We start from the raw sequence: 23,291 nt of genomic DNA, 5'->3' as shown, positions 1-23,291 counted from the left end.
GCCCGGCCTCCTCCCGTCGTCCGTCTCCCGTCCGGATTCCGCCCCCTCCCGTGCGGTTTCGGTCTGCCCTCCGGGTGAATCGGGCGGCGGGGGTGGGCACGGATCACGCCGGGCGCGAGGCTTCCATGCCTATATGACTAAGCCCGGATCCGGTTCCGGGGCCGGTCCGGGCGGAGCTCCGGCACGGTCGTGCCGGAAACGCGTCGTGATCCGACTCCCCCGTTCGTCCCGTGTGCCGCTTGTCCCGTGTGCCGCTTGTCCCGTGTGCCGTTTTGCCCCGTGTGCCGCTCGTCCCGTGTGCCGCTCGTCCCGTGTGCCGCTCGTCCCGCTGGTCCCGCCGCATCTGTCCCGCACGTCCCCCCTTCTTCGTTGTCCGGCCCGCCGCGCTCCGTGGAGGTTCCATGCATGCGACCGCAGAACTGATCGGCGCCGCAGCCGCCCTCGTCGGCGTGGCCCTGCTGGCCCTGGCCAGCGTGCGCAGCATCACCCGCCGCTGACCGGGTCCGCGGAGGCGGCGCGGGCCAGCAGTTCCTCCCGTCCGATGCTGTCGACGCGGGTGGCGGGCACCGTGCAGGCGTGGGCGCCCGCCACCGTGCCGTAACCGGCGCAACGGAACGGGGGTTCGTCGTGCAGCCAGCCGTACAGGAACCCGGCGGCAAAGGCGTCCCCGGCGCCGTTGGAGTCCACGACCGGCGCGGGGGGCGGCACCGCGGGGACGTGGGTCAGGCGGCCGTCGGCCAGGACGTACGCGCCGTCGGCCCCCGCGGTGACGACGACCACCCGGGCCTGTCCGCGCCCGGCGATGTCGCGCATGGTCGCCTCCGGGTCGGCCAGCGCGGCGGCGGACAGGAAGACCAGGTCCGCGGTGAGGGCGAAGGGCTCGTGGTACGGATTCCGTCCGTCCCAGTCGTGCAGGTCGGTCGAGATGGTCACCCCGGACGCGCGCAGCGCGGGCAGGGCGTCGGCGCAGGGCTGCGTGATGACCACGTGGGCGTGCCGACTGGTCGCGGCCAGGGCGCGGACGGTCTCCTCGGGCAGCCGGTCCTGTTCGCCCCAGCGGGTCGCGTCGTAGAGGGAGAGCCGCCGCCCTCCCGGATCGACGAGGTTGACGGCGCGCTTGGTGCCGCGGGGCTGCGGCACGGCGGTGAAGGGGATGCCGTGGTCGCGGTGGAGCGCGCGGACGAGGTCGCCCTCCGGGTCGTCGCCGAGGAGGTCGATGTGGTGGGTGCGCAGCCCGAGGGCGGTGGTGCCGAGGGCGACGAAGTCCCCGCTCTGTCCCGCGCGGGTGACGATGCCCGGGCGGATCATGTGACTGTCGGCGAACGGCAGCGGCAGTTCGGGCACGTGCACGATGGTGTCCACGCCCGCGCCGCCCAGCACGAGCACGTCGATGTCGGTGGTCATACGGATTCCCCCATACCGGTTCCCTTGTTCTGCGCGCCCTGGCGGGCGCCCCTCTTCACGCCCAGCAACACGTCCAGCCGAGCACCCGTCTTCACGCCCGTCGGCGGCCCCCGACCAGCCGGAGGCCGACCGGACGCCCGTGGCGCGCCGACCCGTCGATCTTGTCGGACCCCCGGGCGCCCTGTCGACGGCTGTGGACAACTGCCCGGACGCCCGCTGTGGACAACGGCCCGGACGAACCTCCGGACCCGGTGGCACTGCCATGATCCGCCCGTCCGTCTGGCCGTCCGTCTGTCCGTCCGTCCGTCTGGCCGCCCGTTCGGCCGCCCGTCAGGCCGTCCGTTCGGCCGCCCGTCTGGCCGTCCGTTCGACCGTCCGTTCGGCCGTCGCGGGCCGGAGGGATACGTTGGACGGGCGGGCCCTCCGGCGTCGCGACCACGTCCGACCCGACGGGCCGCGCCCCGAAGGGCGTCAGGATCCCGATCCCCCGGCATGATGTTGCCCTGCGGTCCGCAGCCGGGCCGCGGACGTGTTGCCTGGCGAGCCGAAAGAGGGACATGAGCACCAGAGTCGTGAAGGCCGCAAGGCCTGCAGGAAGCGCGGTGTGAAGTAATGCATATCGTCATCATGGGTTGCGGAAGGGTGGGCTCCGCCCTGGCCCAGACCCTGGAGGAACAGGGCCACACGGTCGCCGTGATCGACCAGGACCCCACCGCCTTCCGCCGCCTGGGCTCCGCGTTCGGCGGCCGCCGGGTCACCGGGGTCGGCTTCGACCAGGACACCCTGCGCGAGGCGGGCATCGAGGACGCCGGCGCCTTCGCCGCCGTCTCCAGCGGTGACAACTCCAACATCATCGCCGCGCGGGTCGCCCGCGAGACGTTCGGAATCGAGAACGTCGCCGCCCGCATCTACGACCCCCGCCGCGCGGAGGTCTACCAGCGCCTCGGCATCCCCACCGTGGCGACGGTCCGCTGGACGGCCGACCAGATGCTGCGCCGGCTGCTCCCGTCGGGTGCCGAGCCTCTGTGGCGCGACCCGACCGGCGGGGTGCAGCTCGCCGAGGTGCACACCTCGCCCGCGTGGGTGGGGCACCGGATCAGCAGGCTCCAGGACCAGACCGGGGTCCGCGTGGCCTTCCTGACCCGGCTCGGCGAGGCCATACTGCCCAGCTCGCAGACGGTGCTGCAGGAGGGCGACCTGGTGCATGTGATGATGCGCACCGAGGAGATCGACCGGGTCGAGGCGGCGTTCGCCAAGGGGCCCGACGAGGAGGGCGGTCACTGATGAGGGTCGCCATTGCCGGGGCCGGGGCGGTCGGCCGCTCCATCGCGGGCGAGCTGCTGGAGAACGGCCACGAGGTCCTGCTCATCGACAAGACGCCGACCGCGATCTCGGTCGAGCGCGTTCCGCAGGCGGAGTGGCTGCTGGCGGACGCCTGCGAGATCACGTCGCTGGACGAGGCGGCGCTGCAGCGCTGCAACGTGGTCATCGCCGCCACCGGCGACGACAAGGTCAACCTGGTGGTCTCGCTGCTCGCCAAGACCGAGTACGGGGTGCCCCGGGTCGTCGCCCGGGTCAACAACCCCAAGAACGAGTGGCTGTTCAACGAGTCGTGGGGCGTGGACGTCGCCGTCTCCACCCCGCGCCTGATGTCGGCGCTGGTGGAGGAGGCGGTCAGCGTCGGCGACCTGGTCCGTCTGCTGCGGTTCAGCCACGGCGACGCCAACCTCGTCGAACTGACCCTGCCGGAGGAGTCGGCCCTGGCCGGCACCCAGGTCGGCGACGTGCAATGGCCGCAGGACACCTCGCTGGTCACGATCATCCGCGGCACGCGCGTGCTGACGCCGACGCGGGAGGACTCACTGGAGGTGGGCGACGAGCTGCTGTTCGTGGCCGCCCAGGCCCGTGAGGAGCAGCTGGAGGACCTGCTGTCGGTGCGCAAGGGCGACGCCGGGCGCTGAGTCGGCTCCGCCTGACACACGCGTGAGGGGGCGGCCGGGAGATCCTCCCCGGCCGCCCCCTCACGCACGTGCGGGCAGCGGCTCCGCGCAGGCCGCGGGCTGCGGGCCGCGGGCCGCGGGCCGCGGGCTATGCGCCCCTGCGGTGCCGTCCGGTGGACGTGGTCGTGGTCGTGGCCGTGCCGGTGTCCTCGGGCCCGGCGTGGGCTCCGGGCGTCTCCGCGGTCGCGGCGGCCCGGGCCGCCTCGCGGTCCTTCTCGGCGCGCTCCTCCGCCTCCATCTCCGCGAACACGTCGATGGGCGGCGGGGCCTTCGCCAGGAACACCCAGGTCAGGTAGACCGCCAGCAGGAACGGCGGGATCTTCAGCGCGACCAGCACCCAGCCCAGCTGGGTGGTGTCGGCCCACCAGTACAGCGGGAAGAGGATCGCGCTCTTGCCGAGCAGGATCAGACCCCAGGCGTAGCTGGACTTGGTGTAGGCCTTCTTGCGGCCGGGGTTGCGGGTGCGCCAGGAGAGGTTCTCCCGGAAGATCGGCCCGAGCATCAGACCGATCAGCGGGACGCCCGCCATCGCCGTGATGATGTACGCGAGGGCCAGGCCCAGCGTGTAGAGCATGCCGGGCAGGTAGAAGTCCTTGGCGTTGCCGGTCATCATCGCGAAGACCACGCCGAAGCCGACGCCGAAGACCCCGCTGAAGGCGTGCTTGACGGTGTCCTTCATGGCCAGCCGGACCACGACCAGGACCAGCGACACGGCGAGCGCCGCGATCGCCGACATGTGCAGGTCCTTGTTGATCGTGTAGATGCTGACGAAGAGGAGCCCGGGCAGCACCGTCTCGACCATGCCCCGCACTCCGCCGAACGCCTCGAACAGGGCGGCTTCGGTCACCGCCCGGGCGTCGTCCGCGGATGTGTCTTCGGTTGTCGGCTTGTCGAGCGACGTCACCGGCTACTCCCGTCCCAGGGGTCTCAATTCGTATTTCGGGTTGAACAGCACCCGGCGGCCCCGGCTCATCGAGATCCGGCCCGATGCGATCAGCTTGCGCCCCGGTTCGATCCCCATGATGGAGCGCCTGCCGAGCCACACCACGTCCAGGGCGGCGGAGCCGTCGAACAGCTCGGCCTCCAGGGCCGGGACTCCCGCGCGCGGGCGCAGCGTGACCGTGCGCAAGGTACCAGTAACCGTGACGACCTGCCGGTCCTGGCAGTCTCCTATCCGCGTGCAGCCCGCGATGTCGGCGTCCTCGCGCAGCTCCTCCGACTCCAGCTCCTCCTGCGAGGAGGAGAGCCGGTCGAGCATGCGCCGGAACCGACCCGCCGGCTTCTCGGGACGAGGAACAGCACTCATGTCTGAAGCGTACCGGGGTGCACTGACGGTTACGTACCCGCGGAGCCGGCGCCCCGAACCGGCCGGTGCCCGCCTCCGCCGGAGGACCTCCCCACCGCAAGGCGGGGCCCTTGGTGGCGGGCACCGGCGTCCGCCCCGGTCACCGCGGCGGACACCGCCCCGGGCCACCACGCCGGGGCCTGCCCTGGTCACCACGCCGGGGTCGGTCCGGGCCACCACTCCGGGGCCTGCCCGGGCCACCACGCCGGGGCCGGCCCGGCCGTCACTTCTCGAAGCGGTACCCCATGCCGGGCTCGGTGATGAAGTGCCTGGGGTGCGACGGGTCCGCCTCCAGCTTGCGCCGCAGCTGCGCCATGTACACGCGCAGGTAGTTGGTCTCCGTCCCGTAGGACGGCCCCCACACCTCCCGCAGCAGCTGCTTCTGCGCGACCAGGCGTCCGCGGTTGCGGACCAGGACCTCCAGCAGGTGCCATTCGGTCGGCGTCAGCCGCACGTCCTTGCCGCCCCGGTTGACCTTCTTCGCGGCCAGGTCGACGGTGAACTCGCCGGTGTCCACGACGCCGTCCTCGTCGCCCCCGGCCGGTTCGGCGCGGCGCACGGCCGCCCGCAGCCGGGCCAGCAGTTCGTCCATGCCGAAGGGCTTGGTGACGTAGTCGTCGGCGCCCGCGTCCAGGGCCAGCACCTTGTCCTCGGAGGCGTGCCGGGCGGACAGCACCAGGATGGGCACGCGGGTCCAGCCGCGCAGTCCCCGGATCACCTCGACGCCGTCCATGTCGGGCAGCCCGAGGTCGAGGACGACCACGTCGGGGCGGCGGTCGGCGGCCAGTCGCAGGGCGCCGGCCCCGTCCTCGGCGGCGTCGACGTCGTACGAGCGTGCCTTGAGGTTGATCACGAGGGCGCGCACGATCGCCGGCTCGTCGTCGACCACCAGCACACGAGTCATGGAAACTGCCTTTCGGGTACCGCGGGTTCTGCGGGGCGGGCCGGCTCGGGGACGGCTCCCGCGGCACGGAGGGTGACCGTCATGGTCAGACCTCCGCCGGGGGTGTCCTCGGCCTCCAGGGTGCCGCCCATCGCCTCGGCGAAGCCCCGCGCGACGGGCAGGCCGAGGCCGACGCCGGCCCCGCGCGGGGCATCACCGTAGCGCTGGAAGGGCTCGAAGATGCGGTCCTTCGCCTCGTCGGGCACCCCCGGGCCGCGGTCCACCACACGGACCTCGACCCGGTCGCCGAGGGCGCTGGCGGCCACCAGTACGGGTGTGCCGGCGGGACTGTACTTGACGGCGTTCTCCACCAGGTTGGCCATGGTCCGCTCCAGGAGGCCGGGATCGACGGCGACCATGGGCAGGGTTTCGGGGATGTCCAGGGCGACCTCGCCCTCGGGCACGCCGCCGAGCGCCATCGGCACCACCTCGTCGAGGTCGATCTCTCGGATCAGCGGGGTGACGGTGCCGGTGTGCAGCCGCGACATGTCGAGCAGGTTGCCCACCAGGTGGTCCAGGCGGTCGGCGCCGTCCTCGATGCTCTCCAGCAGTTCGGCCCGGTCCTCGGGCGACCACACGACGTCGGGCGAGCGCAGCGAGGACACCGACGCCTTGATCCCGGCGAGGGGGGTGCGCAGGTCGTGGCTGACGGCGGCCAGGAGCGCGGTGCGGATGCGGTTGCCCTCGGCGAGGGCCCTGGCCCGGTCGGCCTCCTCGCGCAGGCGGCGGTGGTCCAGGACGACGGCCGCCTGGGCGGCGAACGCGCCGAGCACCCGGCGGTCCTCGGCGGGCAGCACCCGGCCGGTGAGCGCGAGGGCCATGTGGTCGCCGACGGGGACGTCCACATCGGCGTCCTCCGGGCGGTCCACCGGCCGGTCGGTGCCCGCCCGCCCCGCGCAGGTCCACGGCTCCAGGTCGCCCGCGCGTTCCAGCAGGGCGGCGGACTCCATGCCGAAGGTCTCCCGTACCCGTTCCAGCAGGTCCTCCAGGCCGGTCTCGCCGCGCAGCACGTTGCCGGCGAGGTAGGAGAGGATCTCCGCCTCCGCGCGCAGCCGGGCCGCCTGGTGGGTGCGGCGGGCGGCGAGGTCGACGACCGAGGCGACGGCCACCCCGACCGCGACGAAGATCACGATGGCGCCGATGTTCTTCGGGTCGGCGACCGTCCAGCGGTGCAGGGGCGGCGTGTAGAAGTAGTTCAGCAGCAGCGATCCGGACGCCGCCGAGGCCAGGGCGGGCCACAGGCCGCCGAGCAGGGCGGCGGCCACGGTCAGCACCAGGAACAGCAGCATGTCGTTGGCCAGGCCCGGGTTGACGGCGCTCAGCAGCAGCGCCAGCAGCGCGGGGCCCGCCACGCCGACCGTCCAGCCCCAGACGACACGGGACCGTCCCAGCCGGGCCCCCCGGGCCACCGGCAGGCCGCGGCCCTGGGCGATCGCCTCGTGGGTGACGATGTGCACGTCCAGGTCGGGCCCGGACTCGCGGGCCACGGTCGCGCCGACGCCGGGGCCGAAGACGTACTGCCAGGCCTTGCGGCGCGAGGAACCCAGCACGATCTGGGTGGCGTTGGTGCCGCGGGCGAAGGCGAGCAGGGCGCCCGGGATGTCGTCGCCGACGACGTGGTGGAAGGTGCCGCCCAGGTTCTCCACCAGGGTGCGCTGCTCGGCGAGTTCGCTGGGCGAGGCGGTGGTGAGGCCGTCGCCGCGGGCGATGTAGACGGCCAGCACCTCGCCCCCGGCGCCCTTCTCGGCCAGCCGGACGGCCCGGCGGATCAGGGTGCGGCCCTCGGGGCCGCCGGTGAGGCCGACGACGATCCGTTCGCGGGATCCCCAGATCGCGGACACGTCGTGCTCGCTGCGGTAGCGCTGGAGGTGCTCGTCGACCCGGTCGGCGACCCACAGGAGGGCGAGTTCCCTGAGGGCGGTGAGGTTGCCGGGACGGAAGTAGTTGGAGAGAGCGGCGTCGACCTTGTCGGGCTGGTAGATGTTGCCGTGCGCCATGCGGCGGCGCAGCGCCTCGGGGGTCATGTCGACCAGTTCGATCTGGTCGGCCCGCCGCACCACCTCGTCGGGCACCGTCTCGGTGGGCCGGACGCCCGTGATGGACTCCACCACGTCGCCCAGGGACTCCAGGTGCTGGATGTTGAGCGTGGAGTGCACGTCGATCCCGGCGGCCAGCAGTTCCTCCACGTCCTGCCAGCGCTTGGCGTTGCGCGAGCCGGGGACGTTGGTGTGGGCGAGTTCGTCGACGAGGGCCACGCGGGGGCGGCGGGCGAGCACCGCGTCGACGTCCATCTCGGGCCGGATCTCCCCGTGGTGCTCCAGGCGGGCGGGCGGTATCCGCTCCACGCCGTCCAGCAGTGCCTCGGTCCTCGGCCGGCCGTGGGGTTCGGCGAAGGCGACCACGCAGTCGGTGCCGCGCCCGATCCTGCGGTGCGCCTCGGCGAGCATCGCGTAGGTCTTGCCGACGCCCGGTGCGGCACCGAGGTGTATCCGTAGCGTCCCGCGTCCCATGGCCTCACTGTCTTCCGCTCACCATTGCTGCGCGGCCTCGACCATACGTCCGGAACACCGCTGCTCAGGCGCCGGGGCCCGGGCGGCCGGCCGGTCGTGGACGCCGGCGGCCGGGTGCGGTGCGCGGCGCCCCGGACCGGCGGACCGTGCGGCCGGGTGCCGCCGGCGGGGTCAGTGCTCCACGATCTCGCCGTCGTTGAGCTCCAGGACCCGGTCCGCGAGGTCGAGGAGGGTGGCGTCATGGGTGGCGACGAGGGCGGTGACGCGTTCACTGCGCACGACGGCCCGCAGGAGCTCCATCACGGCGTGCCCGGTCTCCGCGTCCAGCTGGCCGGTCGGCTCGTCCGCGATGAGCAGCGAGGGGTTGTTGGCGAGTGCGCGCGCGATGGCGACCCGCTGCTGCTGGCCGCCGGACAGCTCGCCGGGCCGCTGGGCCGCGTGGTCGGCCAGGCCGACCAGGGACAGCAGCAGCTCGACGCGTTCCTCCCGCTCACGCGCGTCGGCGCGGCGCAGCCGCAGCGGGACGCCGACGTTCTCGGCGGCGGTGAGGATCGGGATGAGCCCGAAGGACTGGAAGACGAAGCCGACGCGGTCCCGGCGCAGGGCGAGCAGCCCGTTCTCGTCCAGGTCGGCGAGGTCGACCCCGTCGACGCCGACCCGTCCGCGGTCGGGGGTGTCGAGCCCGCCGACGATGTTGAGCAGGGTCGTCTTGCCCGACCCGGACCGCCCCTTGAGGGCGACCAGTTCCCCGCGCGGGACGTCGAAGGAGACGCCGCGCAGCGCGTGGACGGCCGCGGCCCCGGTGCCGTACGACTTGTGGACGTCCGTCACGCGCACCATGGTCTCGGTCTCGGTGACCACCCGACTCATCCGACCGCCCTCCCCGTGGACCGGGCGTCAGTATCGCCGCTGCCCACCCGTCGATCAACAGGGGGGCGCGCACCGGACACGCGTGAGGGGCCGACCCCGGCGGTCTGCCGGGGTCGGCCCCTCATACGGGTAGACGGTCAGCGGACCTCGGTGATCTCCGGTCCGCGCTGCAGCTGGCCCATGCCGCCGGCGAAGCGGGAGCCCTCCGCCTCCTCCTGCTGGACGCCCTCGGGCACCATCTGGGCGTCGTTGGGCAGCTTCAGGACGATCGGGTCGCGGGGCGCCATGGGGCCGTCCCCGCGCACCACGACGGTGTCCCGGAAGATCTGCTCCAGCAGTCCGGCCGCCTGCGGCTGGACCGCGCCCTGGCCGGAGATCACGCCGCGCAGGAACCAGCGGGGGCCGTCCACGCCGACGAACCGCACGACCTGGAAGCCGCCGGTGCCGTCCGGCAGCTGGACCGGCACCTGGGCCCGCAGCTCCCAGCCCAGCGGGCCCTCGACCTCGTCGATGATGCCGCCCTGCTGGGTGATGCCGGTCGCGATCTCCTCGCGGACCTCGCCCCAGATGCCCTCGCGCTTGGGAGCCGCGAAGGCCTGCAGCTGGATGGCGCTGTCGTGCAGGACGACGGTGGCCGCCACGATCGCGTCGCCCGCGACCTCCACCCGCAGCTCCATGCCGTCGACGCCGGGGACGAACAGACCGCCCAGGTCGACCCGCCCCTCGCCCGGCTCACGGACCTCGGTGCTGTCCCAGGGCCCGTCGGGCCGCGGCGCCGGCTCGAGCCTCAGCCGCTCGCGCTCCTGCTCCACCTCGGTGTCGACACCGTCGACGACCTGCTCGGCCTCGCCGGCCGCGTCCTCGGCGGCATCCCTCTTCTTGCGACGTCCGAACACGTCATTGTCCTTCCCGGTCGGATACGACCGAAGCGTATCGATTCCCACCCGCTGTGCCGCCCTCGGCGGCCTGATCGCTTGTACCGCTCTTACCTTCCACCGCGGCATGACCGCCGGTGGAGCCGAAGCCCCCTGCGGCCCGCGCCGAGCCGGGAAGCTCCGCGACCGGCACGAAGCGGACCCGCTCGACCTGCTGGACGACCAGTTGGGCGATCCGGTCGAAGCGCTCGAACCGCACGGTCTCGCGCGGGTCGAGATTCACCACGATCACCTTGATCTCCCCACGGTACCCGGCATCAACCGTCCCCGGAGCATTCACCAGGGCGACGCCGCAGCGCGCGGCCAGACCGGATCGCGGGTGCACGAACGCCGCGTACCCCTCCGGCAGCGCCACAGACACCCCGGTGGGCAGGACGGCCCGTTCCCCGGGGGCGAGTTCGCACGGTTCGGTGGTGCGCAGGTCGGCGCCCGCGTCGCCGGGGTGCTCGTACGTCGGAAGCGGTACGTCCGGGTCGACGCGCCGGAGGAGGACCTCCAGCGGGGCACGGCCGGTCCCGCTCACGGGTTCACCTCGAAGGCCCGGGCCCGGCGCACCTGGTCGGGGTCGTCCATCGCGGCTCGGATCTCCTCCGGGCGGCCGTTGTCGATGAAGTGGTCGACCTTGACCTCGATGAACAGCGCGTCGGCGCGGACCGCGACGGGGCCGTCGGGGCCGCCGACGCGGCCGGTGGCGGTGGAGTAGATCTTCCGCCCGGCCACCGCCGTCACCTCGGCCTCGAGGTACAGCGTGGTGCCCACGGGCACCGGGCCGACGAAGTCGGTCTCCAGCCTGCCGGTCACAGCGATCACGCGCAGCAGCCAGTTCAGGGAGCCGAGGGTCTCGTCCAGGGCGCTGGCGAGCACCCCGCCGTGCGCGAGGCCGGGAGCGCCCTGGTGGGCGGGCTGCACGACGAACTCGGCGGTGACCGACACGCCTTCGCCGGCGCGCGCCTGGAGGTGCAGGCCGTGGGGCTGGTCGTCGCCGCAGCCGAAGCACTGGGCGTAGTGCGCGCCGAGGAGTTCGCCGGGGGCGGGAGCGTCCGGGTGCCGCACGGGTTTCCCGGCGTCGGCCGGGGGCTGAAGAGCTGGGGAATTACCACTCACAGGCGCAGACCTTACCCGCGCGTCGGCGTGGTACCGACACCGTGCCAAGCTGGATCCATGCAGCAGCTCTCCGCCGCCCCGTACGAAGAACGCCTGACCGCGCCCCGCACCTGGTGGCTGATCTCGTTCCTGACGGGTGTCTCCTTCGCCCTCATCCTGATGCCGTTCGGCACGCTGCCGAGCCTCGGCGGTCTGGCCGCGGGCTCGGCGGCGGCGGCCGTCGTGGTCAGTTCCTACGGATCGGCGCGGATCCGGGTGGTGGGCGGCAGCCTGGTCGCGGGCGAGGCCCGGATCCCGGTGACGGCCCTGGGCGAGGCGGAGGTCCTGGACGCCGAGGAGGCCCGGGCCTGGCGCACGCACAAGGCCGACCCGCGCTGCTTCATGCTGCTGCGCGCCTACATCCCCACGGCGGTGCGGGTGGAGATCACCGATCCCGCGGACCCGACGCCGTACGTCTTTTTGTCGACCCGCGAGCCGGAGCGGCTGGCGGCGGCGCTGCGGGCGGCGAAGGCGGCCGCCTAGCCGCCGTCCGCGGCGCGGGGACGCGGGGACCGGACTCGGCGCGGGGACGCGGGGACCGGACTCGGCGCGGGGGGCACGCGGACAGGGAAGCAGCGCGGGGACGCGGGCCGGACGTACGGACCGGTCGTGGTGGTGGCCGCCAGGGCGCGGTCCGCGCCCGGGGGCGTGCTCAGGCGGCGGGGCCGTCGCCCTCCGGGCCGCGGCCGTCGCGGTGCCGGTGCGGTCCTTCGGTGAGCCGGTCCATGTCGAGGGCGTCCGCGGGGGTCTCCAGGGCGGGCAGCGGGGCCAGCCGGTCCCACGGCACCTGGATCCGGCGCAGGTCCGCACGGATGCGGGCGGCGAGCTTCCGGGTGTCCCTGCGGTTCATGAAGGCGCCGACGGCGGCGCCGACCAGGAAGGGCATCAGGTTCGGCAGGTTGCGGACCGTGCGCTTCATGATCCGCTGGCGCAGTTCGCGCTTCATCCGGCTGTTGAGCGCCGCGCTGACGGTCGACGGCTTGGTCGCCTCGACGCCGCGCTCCTCCGACCAGGTGTTGAGGTACACGGTGCTGCGCCGGGCGAGGGTGCCGGCCGGGCGGACGCCGTACACCTCGTGGAGTTCGGCGATCAGCTTGAGTTCGATCGCGGCGACGCCGGTGACCTCGGCGGCCAGTTCGGCGGGCATCGCGGGCGGTACGGGCATGGCCGCGGCCGCGCCCACTCCGGCGCCGACCGTCGCCGTGGCGTTGGCGGCACCCGCGACGAGTTTGTCGGCGAGCTCCTCGGGCCCGAGCCCGGGGAACTGGGCGCGCAGGGTCTGGAGGTCGCGTACGGGCACGCGGGGGGCCATCTCGATGATCCGGTCCGCGAGGTACGCCAGTCCGGCACGCGCGCGCACTCCGCCCTTGCGGGCTCCCTCCCTGGCCTTGTCGCGGAAGGCCGCGGCCCTTCTGCGGGCCACGGGTGCGGGGACCTCCGCGGGAGCAGGGAGGTCACCCTGGTGTCCGGCGTGTTCGAGCGAGGCCCCTCCGGTACCGGTCGGGCCCCGCTCGTGGTCACGCGCTTCGTGCTGCGGGCCGCTCGGCGGCCCCTGGTCCGCTCCCCTTGCGAAGAGGCGGCGCTTCCGGGAAGGGGTCGAGCCAGTCACGGCCGACCCTCCCTCAGTCGCAGTCGCGGCAGATCGGCTGGCCGTTCTTCTCCCGGGCCAGCTGACTGCGGTGGTGCACCAGGAAGCAGCTCATGCAGGTGAACTCGTCCTGCTGCTTGGGCAGCACCCGGACGGCCAGCTCCTCGTTCGAGAGGTCCGCTCCGGGCAGTTCCAGGCCCTCGGCGGCCTCGAACTCGTCGACGTCCACGGCGGACGCCGACTTGTCGTTGCGCCGGGCCTTCAGTTCTTCCAGACTGTCCGAGTCGACGTCGTCGTCGGTCTTGCGTGGAGTGTCGTAGTCGGTTGCCATGCTCGCTCTCCCCCTCTGGGTGTATGCGGTGTCTCCAGCGCACGTAACGCGTGAGAGGCCGGACTTGTGCCCGACCTGAGGCGGAGATTTTGCCTCACATCAAGGTCTGTTACTCAATCGACACCCAACCGGACTCCTCATGAGTGATCGGCTGGGATGGCGATGGGGACCGTACACGGTCCCGACACTGGGCGCCAAAGGCGCCTCACCGTGTACTTCCCGTGATGAGGGGCCCTGAAAACCGGGACTTTCCCGACCTTTCGACCGGCCTCATGATCACGGAGAGTGGACGGCGGGGAAATCCGACCTGTGATCGATCACACAGGTGACCGTCGGGCGGGTGCCCAAAAAATTCCGCGCAAAGCGAACACCGTCCGGCCGCGTCGTGATCTCACATCGGCAACGTGACACGCATCACGAGTCCGCCCCCCTCGCGCGGCTGCGCGTAGATGTGCCCGCCGTGCGCCCGGGCCACCGACCGGACTATGGAGAGTCCGAGTCCGACGCCCTTGTCGCTGCCCGTGCGCTCGGTCCGCAGCCGCCGGAACGGCTCGAAGAGGTTGTCGATCTCGTACGCCGGCACGACCGGCCCCGTGTTCGACACCACCAGGACCGCCCGGCCGTGCTGGACCTCGGTCGTCACCTCCACCCAGCCGTCCCCCGGCACGTTGTACCGGACCGCGTTCTGCACCAGGTTCAGGGCGATCCGCTCCAGCAGCACGCCGTTGCCCTGGACCACGGCGGGCTCGTGGCGGCCGCGGATCTCCACGCCCTTGGCCGCGGCCTCCGCGCTCACCTGGTCGATCGCCTGCTCGGCGACCTCCGCGAGGTCCACGGGCTTGCGCTCGACGATCTGGTTGTCGCTGCGGGCGAGCAGCAGCAGCCCCTCGACGAGCTGCTCGCTGCGCTCGTTGGTGGCCAGCAGCGTCTTGCCCAGTTGCTGGAGCTCCACCGGCGCGTCCGGGTCCGAGAGGTGCACCTCCAGCAGCGTGCGGTTGATCGCGAGCGGGGTGCGCAGTTCGTGGGACGCGTTGCCGACGAAGCGCTGCTGGGCGGTGAAGGCCCGCTGGAGGCGCTCCAGCATGTCGTCGAAGGTGTCGGCCAGCTCCTTCAGCTCGTCGTCCGGACCGTCCAGCTCGATGCGGCGGGACAGGTCGGAACCGGCCACCGCGCGGGCCGTGCGGGTGATCCGGCCGAGCGGCGAGAGCACCCGGCCGGCCATGGCGTACCCGAAGGCGAAAGCGATGATCGCGAGGCCCAGCAGGGCCAGCAGCGAGCGGCTGAGCAGGTTGTCCAGGGCGTGCTGGCGCTGCTCGTTGACGCACTCGTTGAGCGCCCGGTTCAGCTCGTCGGCGGGCACCTGGGCGCCGCCCAGGTGGCAGGTCTGGCTCTCCACGTTGCCGGACAGGATCTGGAACGGCAGGTCGCTGCCCACATTGAGCGCGTTCGCCGCGAGCAGGTAGATGATCGACAGCAGCAGGATGCCGGCGATCAGGAACATGCCCCCGTACAGCAGCGTGAGCCGTATGCGGATGGTGGGGCGCAGCCAGGGGAAGGGCGGCACCGGCCTGCGGGGGTCCCAGGTGGGCTTGGGAGGTGCTTGGGGGGACGCCGGTGTGGGGGTTGGCGTGGTGGCCATGGGATCAGATCCGGTATCCGGAGCCGGGCACGGTCACGATGACCGGCGGCTCGCCCAGTTTGCGGCGCAGGGTCATCACGGTGACGCGCACGACGTTGGTGAACGGGTCGGTGTTCTCGTCCCAGGCCTTCTCCAGCAGCTGCTCGGCCGAGACGACGGCGCCCTCGCTGCGCATGAGCACCTCCAGGACGGCGAACTCCTTCGGCGCGAGCTGGACCTCCTTGCCCTCGCGGAAGACCTCCCGGCGGTTGGGGTCCAGCTTGATGCCGGCGCGCTCCAGGACGGGCGGCAGCGGGACGCTGGTACGCCGTCCCAGGGCGCGCACGCGCGCGATGAGCTCGCTGAACGCGAACGGCTTGGGCAGGTAGTCGTCGGCGCCGATCTCCAGGCCCTCGACCCGGTCGCTGACGTCGCCGGAGGCCGTCAGCATCAGCACGCGCGTGGGCATGCCGAGCTCGACGATCTTGCGGCAGACGTCGTCGCCGTGCACGAGCGGGAGGTCGCGGTCGAGGACGACCACGTCGTAGTCGTTGACGCCGATGCGTTCCAGGGCGGCCGCACCGTCGTACACGACGTCGACGGCCATGGCCTCCCGGCGCAGTCCGGTGGCCACCGCATCGGCGAGCAGCTGCTCGTCCTCGACGACGAGTACGCGCACGTCGCTTGTCCTTCCTCATGTCCTGCCGGGCGGCGCCGGGCGGGCGCGCGCGTGCAGGGTTACCGGTGAGTGTGTGGGATTCCATCCTGCCCTTTTCGGCCGTAAGTCGGCGGTAAGTCGGGAGCGCCGCGGGTGCGGGCAGGTGCCGGGCGGAGGAAACCCGGGGGAACGGAACGGGAATACGAGATTTTCTCGTGCCGTTAGGTTTCCACGGAAGGGAGCCTGGGGAGGACGGGTCTTACACCCCGCGATCACGCTCTGCTTGTGCCGTACCACCATGCGGTACGTAGTGGTCCGCTTCCGCAGAGCGGGCAGGGGTGTCCGGCACCGTAGCCCCCCGGCCGAGCGGCGCCGGGCATCCGCTTCGGGCGTGATCGACCCTTTCGAACGGCACACCCCCGTGCCATCGACCCACGACCCAGGACGAGGGGGCGCAGCATGGACGCTTTCACCGCAGGACTTCTGCAGCGCATAAGGACGACCGAGTCCGATCTGTCCCGGGCCCGCGATGAGGGCGACGAGTTCCTCGTCGAGGTGGAGCAGGGCGAGCTCGAGGACCTGCGACGACTCGCCGCGGAACACGGTGTGGAAGTCGGCCTGTCCGGCATCTGACCGGTTCGTACGCATGGTGAGCGGGCCCCGGCGAATCCAGCGCCGGGGCCCGCTCACGTGTGCGCTCCCGCCCGTGCGGGGCGGGGCCCGCTCACGTGAGCGCTCCCGCCCGTGCGGGGCCATTCAGTCGTGCCAGGCGCCGAAGTCCTCCAGGAGCCGCTGGAGGGGCTCGAAGACGCCCGGGGTGGCCGCGACGGTGAGGTCGTAGGAGGGCGCCTGTCCGGGGCGTCCGCCGGTCAGCACGCCCGCCTCCCGGGCGATGAGGTCGCCCGCGGCCAGGTCCCACGGGTGCAGACCGCGCTCGTAGTAGCCGTCGAGGCGGCCGGCGGCGACATCGCACAGGTCGACGGCGGCGGAGCCGCTGCGCCGGATGTCCCGCAGCTGCGGGATCAGCCGCCGCGCGACGTCCGCCTGGTGGTCGCGGACGTCCCGCACGTAGTTGAAGCCGGTCGAGACCAGGGCCTGGTCGAGGGGCGGCGCCGGGCGGCAGGCCAGCCTGCGCTCGCCGTCCCGGGCGCCGGTCGCCCACGCGCCCCCGCCCCGGACCGCGTGGTAGGCCTCCTGGCGCATCGGGGCCACGACGGCCCCGGCCACCACCTCGCCGTCCTGCTCGGCGGCGATGGAGACGGCCCAGGTGGGCAGCCCGTAGAGGTAGTTGACCGTGCCGTCGAGCGGGTCGATCACCCAGCGGACACCGCTGCTGCCCTCGGTGGCGGCGCCCTCCTCGCCGAGGAAGCCGTCCTGGGGCCGGCGCTCGGCGATCAGCGAGGTGATGAGCTTCTCCGCCGCGATGTCCATCTCGGTGACGACGTCGATCGGACTGGACTTGGTCGCGGCCACGGCGAGGTCGGCCGGGCGGCCGTCCCGCAGCAGTTCGCCCGCGCGGTGGGCCGCCGTGCGGGCCAGGTCCAGCAGATCCGCGTGCAGGGGGTCGGTCACGGGGCTCCTCACGCGTAAGGGCTGTCGGCGCCCGCGGCGGCGGGACGCGGGGCGCGGGCCGGGCAGCAGCCCACCGGGCACACGTCGTGGCTCGCGCCGAGCGCGCCCAGGACGCACGGCGCGATCTCCTGCCCGCGCTCGGTGGCGGCCCGCTCGGCCACCAGGTCGCGGATCGCGGCGGCGAACCGCGGGTCGGCGCCGACGGTGCACGAGCGCCGGACCGGCAGCCCGAGTTCGTCCGCCTTGGCGACGGCCTCGGTGTCCAGGTCGTAGATGACCTCCATGTGGTCGGAGACGAAGCCGATGGGGGCCATGACCACGGCCGGGACGCCGGCCGCGTGCCGCTCCTCGAGGTGGTCGCAGATGTCCGGTTCGAGCCAGGGGATGTGGGGGGCTCCGGAGCGCGACTGGTAGACGAGCTGCCAGGGGTGGTCGACGCCGGTGCGTTCCCGGACGGCGTCGGCGATCAGCCGGGACACCTCCAGGTGCTGACGGACGTAGGCGCCGCCGTCGCCGTGCTCGGAGACCGGGCCGGAGGTGTCCGCGGCGGCCGTGGGGATCGAGTGGGTGCAGAAGGCGATGTGCGCCCCGTCGCGGACCTCCTCGGGGAGGCCGGCCAGCGACTCGACGATGCCGTCGACCATGGGCTCCACGAAGCCCGGGTGGTTGAAGTAGTGCCGCAGCTTGTCCACCTTCGGCAGCTCCAGCCCCTCCGCCTCCAGGGTCGCGAGGGCCTCGGCGAGGTCCTCCCGGTACTGGCGGCAGCCCGAGTACGAGGCATAGGCGCTGGTGGCCAGGACGAGGATGCGGCGGCGGCCGTCGCGGACCATCTCGCGCAGGGTGTCGGTCACGTAGGGCGCCCAGTTGCGGTTGCCCCAGTAGACCGGCAGCGCCAGGCCGTGGTCGGCGAAGTCCTTCCGCAGGGCGGCCAGCAGGTCCCGGTTCTGCTCGTTGATGGGGCTGACCCCGCCGAAGAGGAAGTAGTGCTCACCGACTTCCTTGAGACGTTCCTTGGGGATGCCGCGCCCGCGGGTGACGTTCTCCAGGAACGGCACCACGTCGTCCGGGCCTTCGGGGCCGCCGAAGGAGAGCAGGAGCAGGGCGTCGTAGGGGCTGGGATCGAGCACGTCAGGCATGCCCACGATCCTGCCACCCGGAGCTGACGGGCGGGAAACGGAGGGCCGGGAGCGGGTCCGGACACCGCCCCGGGGTGCTGCAACCGGGTGAACCGGGCGGTAAGCTGTGCCGGCTCGGACGGCGCCTTACTCATCCTCCGGAGACCCTGTGCCCAGCCCCTATCGTGCCCTGTTCGCCGCGCCCGGCACCAAGGGTTTCTCCGCCGCGGGGTTCATCGGCCGGATGCCGCTGTCGATGATGGGCATCGGCGTGGTGACGATGATCTCCCAGATCACCGGGCGCTACGGGCTGGCCGGCGCCCTGTCGGCGACGATCGCCCTGTCCGCGGCCGTGGCGGGCCCGCAGGTCTCCCGTCTGGTGGACCTGTACGGGCAGCGGCGGGTGCTGCGCCCGGCGACCACGCTGTCCCTCGCGGCGGCCGCCCTGCTGCTGTTCGCCGCCCACTACGGATGGGCCGACTGGGTGCTGTACGTGGCCTGTGTCGGCATCGGCTGCGTGCCGAGCCTCGGCGCGATGATCCGGGCCCGCTGGGCGGCCCTGTACCGGGGGACCCCGCAGCTGCACACCGCCTACTCCTTCGAGTCGGTGGTGGACGAGGTCTGCTTCATCTTCGGGCCGATCATCTCCATCGGCCTGTCCACGGCGTGGTTCCCCGAGGCGGGCCCGCTGCTCGCCGCCTGCTTCCTGGCGGTCGGTGTCTTCTGGCTGACCGCGCAGCGCGCCACCGAACCGGTGCCCCACCCGCGTGAGCGCAAGGGCGGCGGCACCGCCCTGCGGTCCGCCGGCCTGCAGGTCCTCGTGGCCACGTTCGTGGCCACGGGTGCGATCTTCGGCGCGGTGGACGTGGTCACCGTGGCCTTCGCGGAGGAGCGTGGGCACAAGGCCGCCGCCAGCGTGGTGCTGTCCCTCTACGCACTGGGCTCCTGTGCCGCCGGGCTCGTCTTCGGGCTGCTGCGCTTCGCGGGTCCGGCGGAACGCCGCTGGCTCCTGGGCGTCTGTGCCATGGCCGTGAGTATGATCCCCCTCCTACTGGTCGGGAACCTGCCGTTTCTGGCCGTGGCGCTGTTCGTTGCGGGTCTGGCCATCGCTCCCACGATGATCACGACCATGTCCCTCATCGAAGAGCACGTACCACGCGCGCAGCTCACCGAGGGCATGACCTGGGTGAGCACCGGGCTCGCGGTCGGGGTCGCACTCGGCTCCTCCGCGGCCGGCTGGGTGATCGACGCGGCCGGGGCGCGTGCCGGGTACGGGGTCTCGGCCGTGGCCGGGGCCGTCGCGGTCGTGGTCGGTTTCCTGGGGTACCGCCGGCTCAAGCGGCCGGCTCCGGGTCGGGGAGGCTCCGTTGGTCAGCACGGTGAGCGCGAAGAACGGCACATGGCGTAACTGGGGAGGCAACGTCACGGTGCGCCCCGCGCGGGAGGTCACGCCCGCCTCCGTGGACGAGCTGGCGGCGGCCGTGCGGCGGGCCGCCGATGACGGTATGCCGGTCAAAGCGGTGGGCTCGGGGCACTCGTTCACCTCCATAGCGGCCACCGACGGGCTGCTGGTGCGTCCCGACCTGCTGACCGGGATCCGGGAGATCGACCGCGCGGCCGGGACGGTCACCGTCGAGGCGGGCACCCCGCTGAAGCGGCTCAACCTGGCGCTCGCGCGGGAAGGCCTGTCGCTGGCCAACATGGGCGACATCATGGAGCAGACGGTGTCCGGCGCGGTCAGCACCGGCACGCACGGCACGGGCCGCGACTCCGGCTCCATAGCCGCCCAGATCCGCGCGCTGGAACTGGTCACCGCCGACGGCTCGGTGCTCACCTGTTCCGCGAAGGAGAACCCGGACGTCTTCGCCGCCGCCCGGATCGGTCTGGGCGCCCTCGGCATCGTCACCGCGATCACCTTCGCGGTGGAGCCCCTCTTCCTGCTCACGGCACGCGAGGAACCGATGCCGTTCGACCGGGTGCTCGCGGAGTTCGACGAACTGCACGCCGAGAACGAGCACTTCGAGTTCTACTGGTTCCCGCACACCGGCAGCACCAACACCAAGCGCAACAACCGCAGCGCGGGACCGGAGCGGCCGGTGCCGCCGCTCAAGGGGTGGTTCGAGGACGAGTTCCTCTCCAACGGCGTCTTCCAGGTGGCCAACTGGGTCGGCCGTGCGGCCCCGCCGGCCATTCCCGCGATCGCGCGGATGTCCAGCCGCGCCCTGTCCGCGCGGACCTACACCGACATTCCCTACAAGGTCTTCACCTCGCCGCGCCGGGTGCGTTTCGTGGAGATGGAGTACGCGGTTCCGCGCGAGGCGCTGCCCGACGCCCTGCGTGAACTCAGGGCGTTGGTGGACCGTTCACCTTTGCGGGTGAGTTTTCCGGTCGAGGTGCGGACCGCTCCGGCCGACGACATCACGCTCTCCACGGCCTCCGGCCGGGACAGTGCCTACATCGCCGTGCACATGTTCCGCGGCACGCCCCACCAGGCGTATTTCACCGCGGCCGAGCGCATCTTCACCGCGCACGAGGGCCGGCCGCACTGGGGGAAGATCCACACCCGGGACGCCTCCCATCTCTCCGGCGTGTACCCGCGGTTCGCCGAGTTCACGGCGCTTCGGGACCGGCTCGACCCCGACCGGCGCTTCCGCAATGACCATCTCCGCAGGGTTCTGGGCTCCTAGTTCCGTTTCCGGTGATTCCGTGAAGTTCCCCACGTTCAAGATCGCGGAAGTCGGGAAGGGCGGCCAAGTACCATCCCTTGCGAGAAGTTGGACGGCGCGCCCATCCACGCACGTGGCCCGAATGGAGTACTGTGGCGAGCCCTGGGTCCGGTCGCCCGTCAGGGTGCTCGGGACCTTCGCGGACCACCAAGAGGGGGCTAGTTGTACAGGGTGACGCGATGGGTCACTGAGCGTTGCGAACAGGTAACCGTGCCATAACGGCGTTCCAGGGCCCGCGCCCGACACGCCGGGCAACTCGGCAAGGTTGTGGCAGGCTGCACCCGGGCAGGCCACACTCGACTAGCGGAAGCAGCGACGCAGGTGACGTCGGCAGGCACCACCCGGGAGGTCCCCATGCCCGAACTGCGTGTCGTGGCCGTCTCGAATGACGGCACACGGCTGGTGCTGAAGGCTGCGGACAGCACGGAGTACACGCTTCCGATCGACGAACGGCTCCGCGCCGCCGTGCGCGGCGACCGTCCCCGCCTCGGCCAGATCGAGATCGAGGTGGAGAGCCATCTCCGCCCCCGCGACATCCAGGCACGTATACGAGCCGGTGCGACCGCGGAAGAGGTCGCCCAGATGGCCGGCATCCCCGTGGACCGCGTCCGTCGTTTCGAGGGCCCGGTGCTGGCCGAGCGGGCCTTCATGGCCGAACGCGCCCGCAAGACCCCGGTCCGGCGGCCCGGGGAGAACTCCGGTCCGCCGCTGGGCGAGGCCGTGCAGGAACGGCTGCTGCTGCGGGGCGCCGAGAAGGACACCGTGCAGTGGGACTCCTGGCGCCGCGACGACGGCACCTGGGAGGTCCTGCTGGTCTACCGGGTGGCGGGCGAACCCCACTCGGCGAGCTGGACGTACGACCCGCCGCGGCGGCTCGTCCAGGCCGTCGACGAGGAGGCGCGCTCGCTGATCGGCGAGTCCGACGACCTCGCCGCGCCCGAACCCAGCTTCCCGTTCGTGCCGCGCATCGCCCGGCTGCCGCGCGACCGGCCGCTGGACCGCACCGGTGACCGCGAACGGCCGAGCCTGCCCCCGGCCGCCGAACCGGCCGAGGAGACCACGGCCACGGCGTCGGCCGCCGGTGAACGGGACTCGCTGACCAGCCTGCTGGAGGCGGTGCCCAGCTTCCGGGGCGACCTGGTGGTGCCGGAGCGCACACCCGAGACGGCTCCGGAGGAACCGGACAGCGAGCCCGAGGTGGAGGAGCCGCCCGCTCCCGCCGCCTCGGCCGGATCCGCGTACGCGGACGTGCTGATGCCGCGTTCGGTCGGCGCCCACCGGGACCGTCTCATCGGTGCCACCGACCGGCAGGCCGAGGCGGACGGTGTCCGTCCGGGGCGCCGCGCGGCGGTGCCGAGCTGGGACGAGATCGTGTTCGGCACGCGGCGGAAGAAGCAGGAGTAAGCCGTTCGGGTCCTGTGGACCACGGCCGGTTGACGAGCAGTGACGCACTCAGGGGCGCTCGCCGTGCGGCGAGCGCCCCTGGTGTGCTTCCGGTCCTGGCCGGCGGACCGGTCCGCACTACTGCGGGTCCGCACTACTGCGGGTCCGGACATATGCGGGTCCGGACTGCTGGGTGTCCGGACTGCTGGGTATCCGGACTACTGGGGGTCCGGACTACTGGGGGTCCGGACTGCTGGGTGTCCGGACCACTGCGGGTCCGGACTACTGGGGGTCCGGTCCGACCGCCACCGGCCGCCGCGGGTCGGACGACCACTCCGACCACGAACCGACGTACAGCGCCGCCGGGATACCCGCCACGGCCAGCGCCAGTACCTCGTGCGCCCCGGAGACACCGGAACCGCAGTACACGCCGACCGGCACCCCCTGAGTGACGCCCAGCTCCTTGAACCGCGCGCCCAGTTCCCCGGCGGGCAGGAAACGGCCGTCCGGTCCCACGTTCTGCGTGGTGGGGGCCGAGACCGCGCCCGGGATGTGCCCGGCCACCGGGTCGACGGGCTCCACCTCCCCGCGGTACCGCTCCCCCGCCCGCGCGTCCAGCAGCACCCCGGCACGCGCCAGCTCCGCCGCGCCGTCGGCGTCGAGCAGCCCCGCCGTCGCCGGCACCGGCTCGAAGTCGCCCGAAGCCGGCCGGGGCACCGAGGTCTCCAACGGCCCATCCCAGGACGGCAACCCGCCGTCCAGGACCCGCACGTCCGGGTGACCCGTCCAGCGCAGCAGCCACCACGCGCGGGCCGCTCCCCAGCCCAGCCCGCCGTCGTACACCACCACCGGCCGGTCCGCCGACACGCCCGCCCGGCGCATCGCCGCACCGAACTCGGCGAGGTCCGGCAGCGGGTGGCGGCCGCGGCCGCCCGGTGCGGACGCCAACTCCCGGTCCAGGTCCACGAACACGGCACCCGGGAGGTGGCCGTCCGCGTAGGCCGCCCGCCCGTCGAAGGGCGGCTCACCGGCCGCTGCGGCGGTGCTCAACTGCCAGCGCACGTCCAGCAGCACGGGGGGACGGGAGCCCTCGAGTTCGCTCGCGAGTTCGGATGCGGAGATGATGGCGTTCATGGTCACCATCCTCGCG

General features: G+C 72.7%; 23 protein-coding genes. 7 read left to right on the top strand and 16 right to left on the bottom strand.

Going from position 1 to position 23,291, the window contains the following annotated elements; translation table 11 throughout:
- Positions 1 to 483 precede the first annotated feature (483 nt).
- Positions 484 to 1,404 carry an adenosine kinase gene (locus tag ACIRPP_RS30855; RefSeq protein WP_403649731.1) on the bottom strand — a complete coding sequence of 307 codons (921 nt, stop codon included), beginning with the start codon at positions 1,402 to 1,404 and terminating at the stop codon, positions 484 to 486.
- A 612-nt stretch (positions 1,405 to 2,016) separates the two neighbouring features.
- Here ACIRPP_RS30855 and ACIRPP_RS30850 point away from each other — a divergent pair.
- Both ACIRPP_RS30850 and ACIRPP_RS30845 read left to right on the top strand, forming a co-directional pair.
- Complete coding sequence (locus ACIRPP_RS30850) at positions 2,017 to 2,688, top strand: potassium channel family protein (protein WP_403649728.1); 672 nt, start codon at positions 2,017 to 2,019, stop codon at positions 2,686 to 2,688.
- A complete protein-coding gene (locus ACIRPP_RS30845; RefSeq protein WP_164332783.1) occupies positions 2,688 to 3,365 on the top strand; it encodes a TrkA family potassium uptake protein in 678 nt (225 codons plus the stop codon). The genes ACIRPP_RS30850 and ACIRPP_RS30845 overlap by 1 nt, the downstream gene beginning before the upstream one ends.
- A gap of 127 nt (positions 3,366 to 3,492) precedes the next feature.
- Here the strand turns inward: ACIRPP_RS30845 and ACIRPP_RS30840 are convergent, their stop codons facing one another.
- The 8 genes from ACIRPP_RS30840 to ACIRPP_RS30805 all read right to left on the bottom strand — a co-directional run bounded on the left by ACIRPP_RS30840 (position 3,493) and on the right by ACIRPP_RS30805 (position 11,111).
- The gene (locus tag ACIRPP_RS30840; RefSeq protein WP_403649725.1) at positions 3,493 to 4,308 is read right to left on the bottom strand and encodes a DUF3159 domain-containing protein; all 816 of its coding nucleotides are present in this window, start codon (positions 4,306 to 4,308) and stop codon (positions 3,493 to 3,495) included.
- Between the two features lie 3 nt (positions 4,309 to 4,311).
- Positions 4,312 to 4,710: an OB-fold nucleic acid binding domain-containing protein gene (locus ACIRPP_RS30835; RefSeq protein ID WP_164332785.1), complete on the bottom strand. Its 399-nt coding sequence runs from the start codon at positions 4,708 to 4,710 to the stop codon at positions 4,312 to 4,314.
- 262 nt (positions 4,711 to 4,972) lie between these two features.
- Positions 4,973 to 5,653 (bottom strand): response regulator, encoded by a 681-nt coding sequence (locus ACIRPP_RS30830; RefSeq protein ID WP_403649721.1) that lies wholly within the window; start codon positions 5,651 to 5,653, stop codon positions 4,973 to 4,975.
- Positions 5,650 to 8,202 carry an ATP-binding protein gene (locus tag ACIRPP_RS30825; protein ID WP_403649718.1) on the bottom strand — a complete coding sequence of 851 codons (2,553 nt, stop codon included), beginning with the start codon at positions 8,200 to 8,202 and terminating at the stop codon, positions 5,650 to 5,652. The genes ACIRPP_RS30830 and ACIRPP_RS30825 overlap by 4 nt, the downstream gene beginning before the upstream one ends.
- A 171-nt stretch (positions 8,203 to 8,373) precedes the next feature.
- Entirely contained in the window at positions 8,374 to 9,072 is a 699-nt protein-coding gene (locus ACIRPP_RS30820; protein ID WP_403649715.1) for an ABC transporter ATP-binding protein, read from the bottom strand.
- A 137-nt stretch (positions 9,073 to 9,209) separates the two neighbouring features.
- A complete protein-coding gene (locus tag ACIRPP_RS30815) occupies positions 9,210 to 9,968 on the bottom strand; it encodes a DUF3710 domain-containing protein (protein WP_403649712.1) in 759 nt (252 codons plus the stop codon).
- A 1-nt stretch (position 9,969) separates the two neighbouring features.
- Complete coding sequence (gene dut / locus ACIRPP_RS30810; protein WP_403649709.1) at positions 9,970 to 10,530, bottom strand: dUTP diphosphatase; 561 nt, start codon at positions 10,528 to 10,530, stop codon at positions 9,970 to 9,972.
- Positions 10,527 to 11,111 carry a PaaI family thioesterase gene (locus ACIRPP_RS30805; RefSeq protein ID WP_192233280.1) on the bottom strand — a complete coding sequence of 195 codons (585 nt, stop codon included), beginning with the start codon at positions 11,109 to 11,111 and terminating at the stop codon, positions 10,527 to 10,529. The genes dut and ACIRPP_RS30805 overlap by 4 nt, the downstream gene beginning before the upstream one ends.
- Positions 11,112 to 11,168: 57 nt before the next feature.
- Here ACIRPP_RS30805 and ACIRPP_RS30800 point away from each other — a divergent pair, with 57 nt between their 5' ends.
- Positions 11,169 to 11,633, top strand: coding sequence for a DUF3093 domain-containing protein (locus tag ACIRPP_RS30800; RefSeq protein WP_164332959.1), 465 nt, complete (start codon positions 11,169 to 11,171; stop codon positions 11,631 to 11,633).
- A gap of 169 nt (positions 11,634 to 11,802) precedes the next feature.
- Here ACIRPP_RS30800 and ACIRPP_RS30795 read toward each other — a convergent pair whose 3' ends face one another.
- From ACIRPP_RS30795 to ACIRPP_RS30780, 4 genes are all read right to left on the bottom strand, one after another.
- Positions 11,803 to 12,759, bottom strand: a complete 957-nt coding sequence (locus tag ACIRPP_RS30795) for a hypothetical protein (RefSeq protein ID WP_403649706.1) — start codon at positions 12,757 to 12,759, stop codon at positions 11,803 to 11,805.
- A 13-nt stretch (positions 12,760 to 12,772) separates the two neighbouring features.
- Positions 12,773 to 13,069, bottom strand: a complete 297-nt coding sequence (locus ACIRPP_RS30790; RefSeq protein WP_003993510.1) for a DUF4193 domain-containing protein — start codon at positions 13,067 to 13,069, stop codon at positions 12,773 to 12,775.
- A gap of 391 nt (positions 13,070 to 13,460) precedes the next feature.
- On the bottom strand, positions 13,461 to 14,708 hold the full coding sequence (locus tag ACIRPP_RS30785) for a sensor histidine kinase (RefSeq protein ID WP_403649703.1): 1,248 nt from the start codon (positions 14,706 to 14,708) through the stop codon (positions 13,461 to 13,463).
- A 4-nt stretch (positions 14,709 to 14,712) separates the two neighbouring features.
- Entirely contained in the window at positions 14,713 to 15,366 is a 654-nt protein-coding gene (locus ACIRPP_RS30780; RefSeq protein WP_055494404.1) for a response regulator transcription factor, read from the bottom strand.
- Positions 15,367 to 15,804: 438 nt separating this feature from the next.
- Between ACIRPP_RS30780 and ACIRPP_RS30775 the strand changes: the two genes are divergently transcribed.
- Positions 15,805 to 15,978, top strand: coding sequence for a hypothetical protein (locus ACIRPP_RS30775; protein WP_192232477.1), 174 nt, complete (start codon positions 15,805 to 15,807; stop codon positions 15,976 to 15,978).
- Between the two features lie 123 nt (positions 15,979 to 16,101).
- On the opposite strand, the gene ACIRPP_RS30770 is transcribed toward ACIRPP_RS30775, so the two are convergent.
- Both ACIRPP_RS30770 and ACIRPP_RS30765 read right to left on the bottom strand, forming a co-directional pair.
- A complete protein-coding gene (locus tag ACIRPP_RS30770; RefSeq protein WP_403649699.1) occupies positions 16,102 to 16,917 on the bottom strand; it encodes an inositol monophosphatase family protein in 816 nt (271 codons plus the stop codon).
- 8 nt (positions 16,918 to 16,925) lie between these two features.
- Complete coding sequence (locus tag ACIRPP_RS30765; protein ID WP_403649696.1) at positions 16,926 to 18,053, bottom strand: ferrochelatase; 1,128 nt, start codon at positions 18,051 to 18,053, stop codon at positions 16,926 to 16,928.
- A 148-nt stretch (positions 18,054 to 18,201) separates the two neighbouring features.
- Here ACIRPP_RS30765 and ACIRPP_RS30760 point away from each other — a divergent pair, with 148 nt between their 5' ends.
- From ACIRPP_RS30760 to sepH, 3 genes are all read left to right on the top strand, one after another.
- Positions 18,202 to 19,440: an MFS transporter gene (locus ACIRPP_RS30760; protein WP_403649693.1), complete on the top strand. Its 1,239-nt coding sequence runs from the start codon at positions 18,202 to 18,204 to the stop codon at positions 19,438 to 19,440.
- On the top strand, positions 19,400 to 20,719 hold the full coding sequence (locus ACIRPP_RS30755; RefSeq protein WP_403649690.1) for a D-arabinono-1,4-lactone oxidase: 1,320 nt from the start codon (positions 19,400 to 19,402) through the stop codon (positions 20,717 to 20,719). The genes ACIRPP_RS30760 and ACIRPP_RS30755 overlap by 41 nt, the downstream gene beginning before the upstream one ends.
- A gap of 393 nt (positions 20,720 to 21,112) precedes the next feature.
- Complete coding sequence (gene sepH / locus ACIRPP_RS30750) at positions 21,113 to 22,162, top strand: septation protein SepH (RefSeq protein ID WP_403649687.1); 1,050 nt, start codon at positions 21,113 to 21,115, stop codon at positions 22,160 to 22,162.
- Positions 22,163 to 22,423: 261 nt separating this feature from the next.
- Here sepH and ACIRPP_RS30745 read toward each other — a convergent pair whose 3' ends face one another.
- Positions 22,424 to 23,275 (bottom strand): sulfurtransferase, encoded by an 852-nt coding sequence (locus tag ACIRPP_RS30745; RefSeq protein WP_403649684.1) that lies wholly within the window; start codon positions 23,273 to 23,275, stop codon positions 22,424 to 22,426.
- Positions 23,276 to 23,291: the final 16 nt, after the last annotated feature.

This window comes from Streptomyces sp. NPDC101219 (genome assembly GCF_044767675.1).
Lineage (GTDB): Bacteria > Actinomycetota > Actinomycetes > Streptomycetales > Streptomycetaceae > Streptomyces.
Note: the sequence above shows the minus strand (reverse complement) of the source record. Positions and strands in the feature narration are given on the sequence as shown.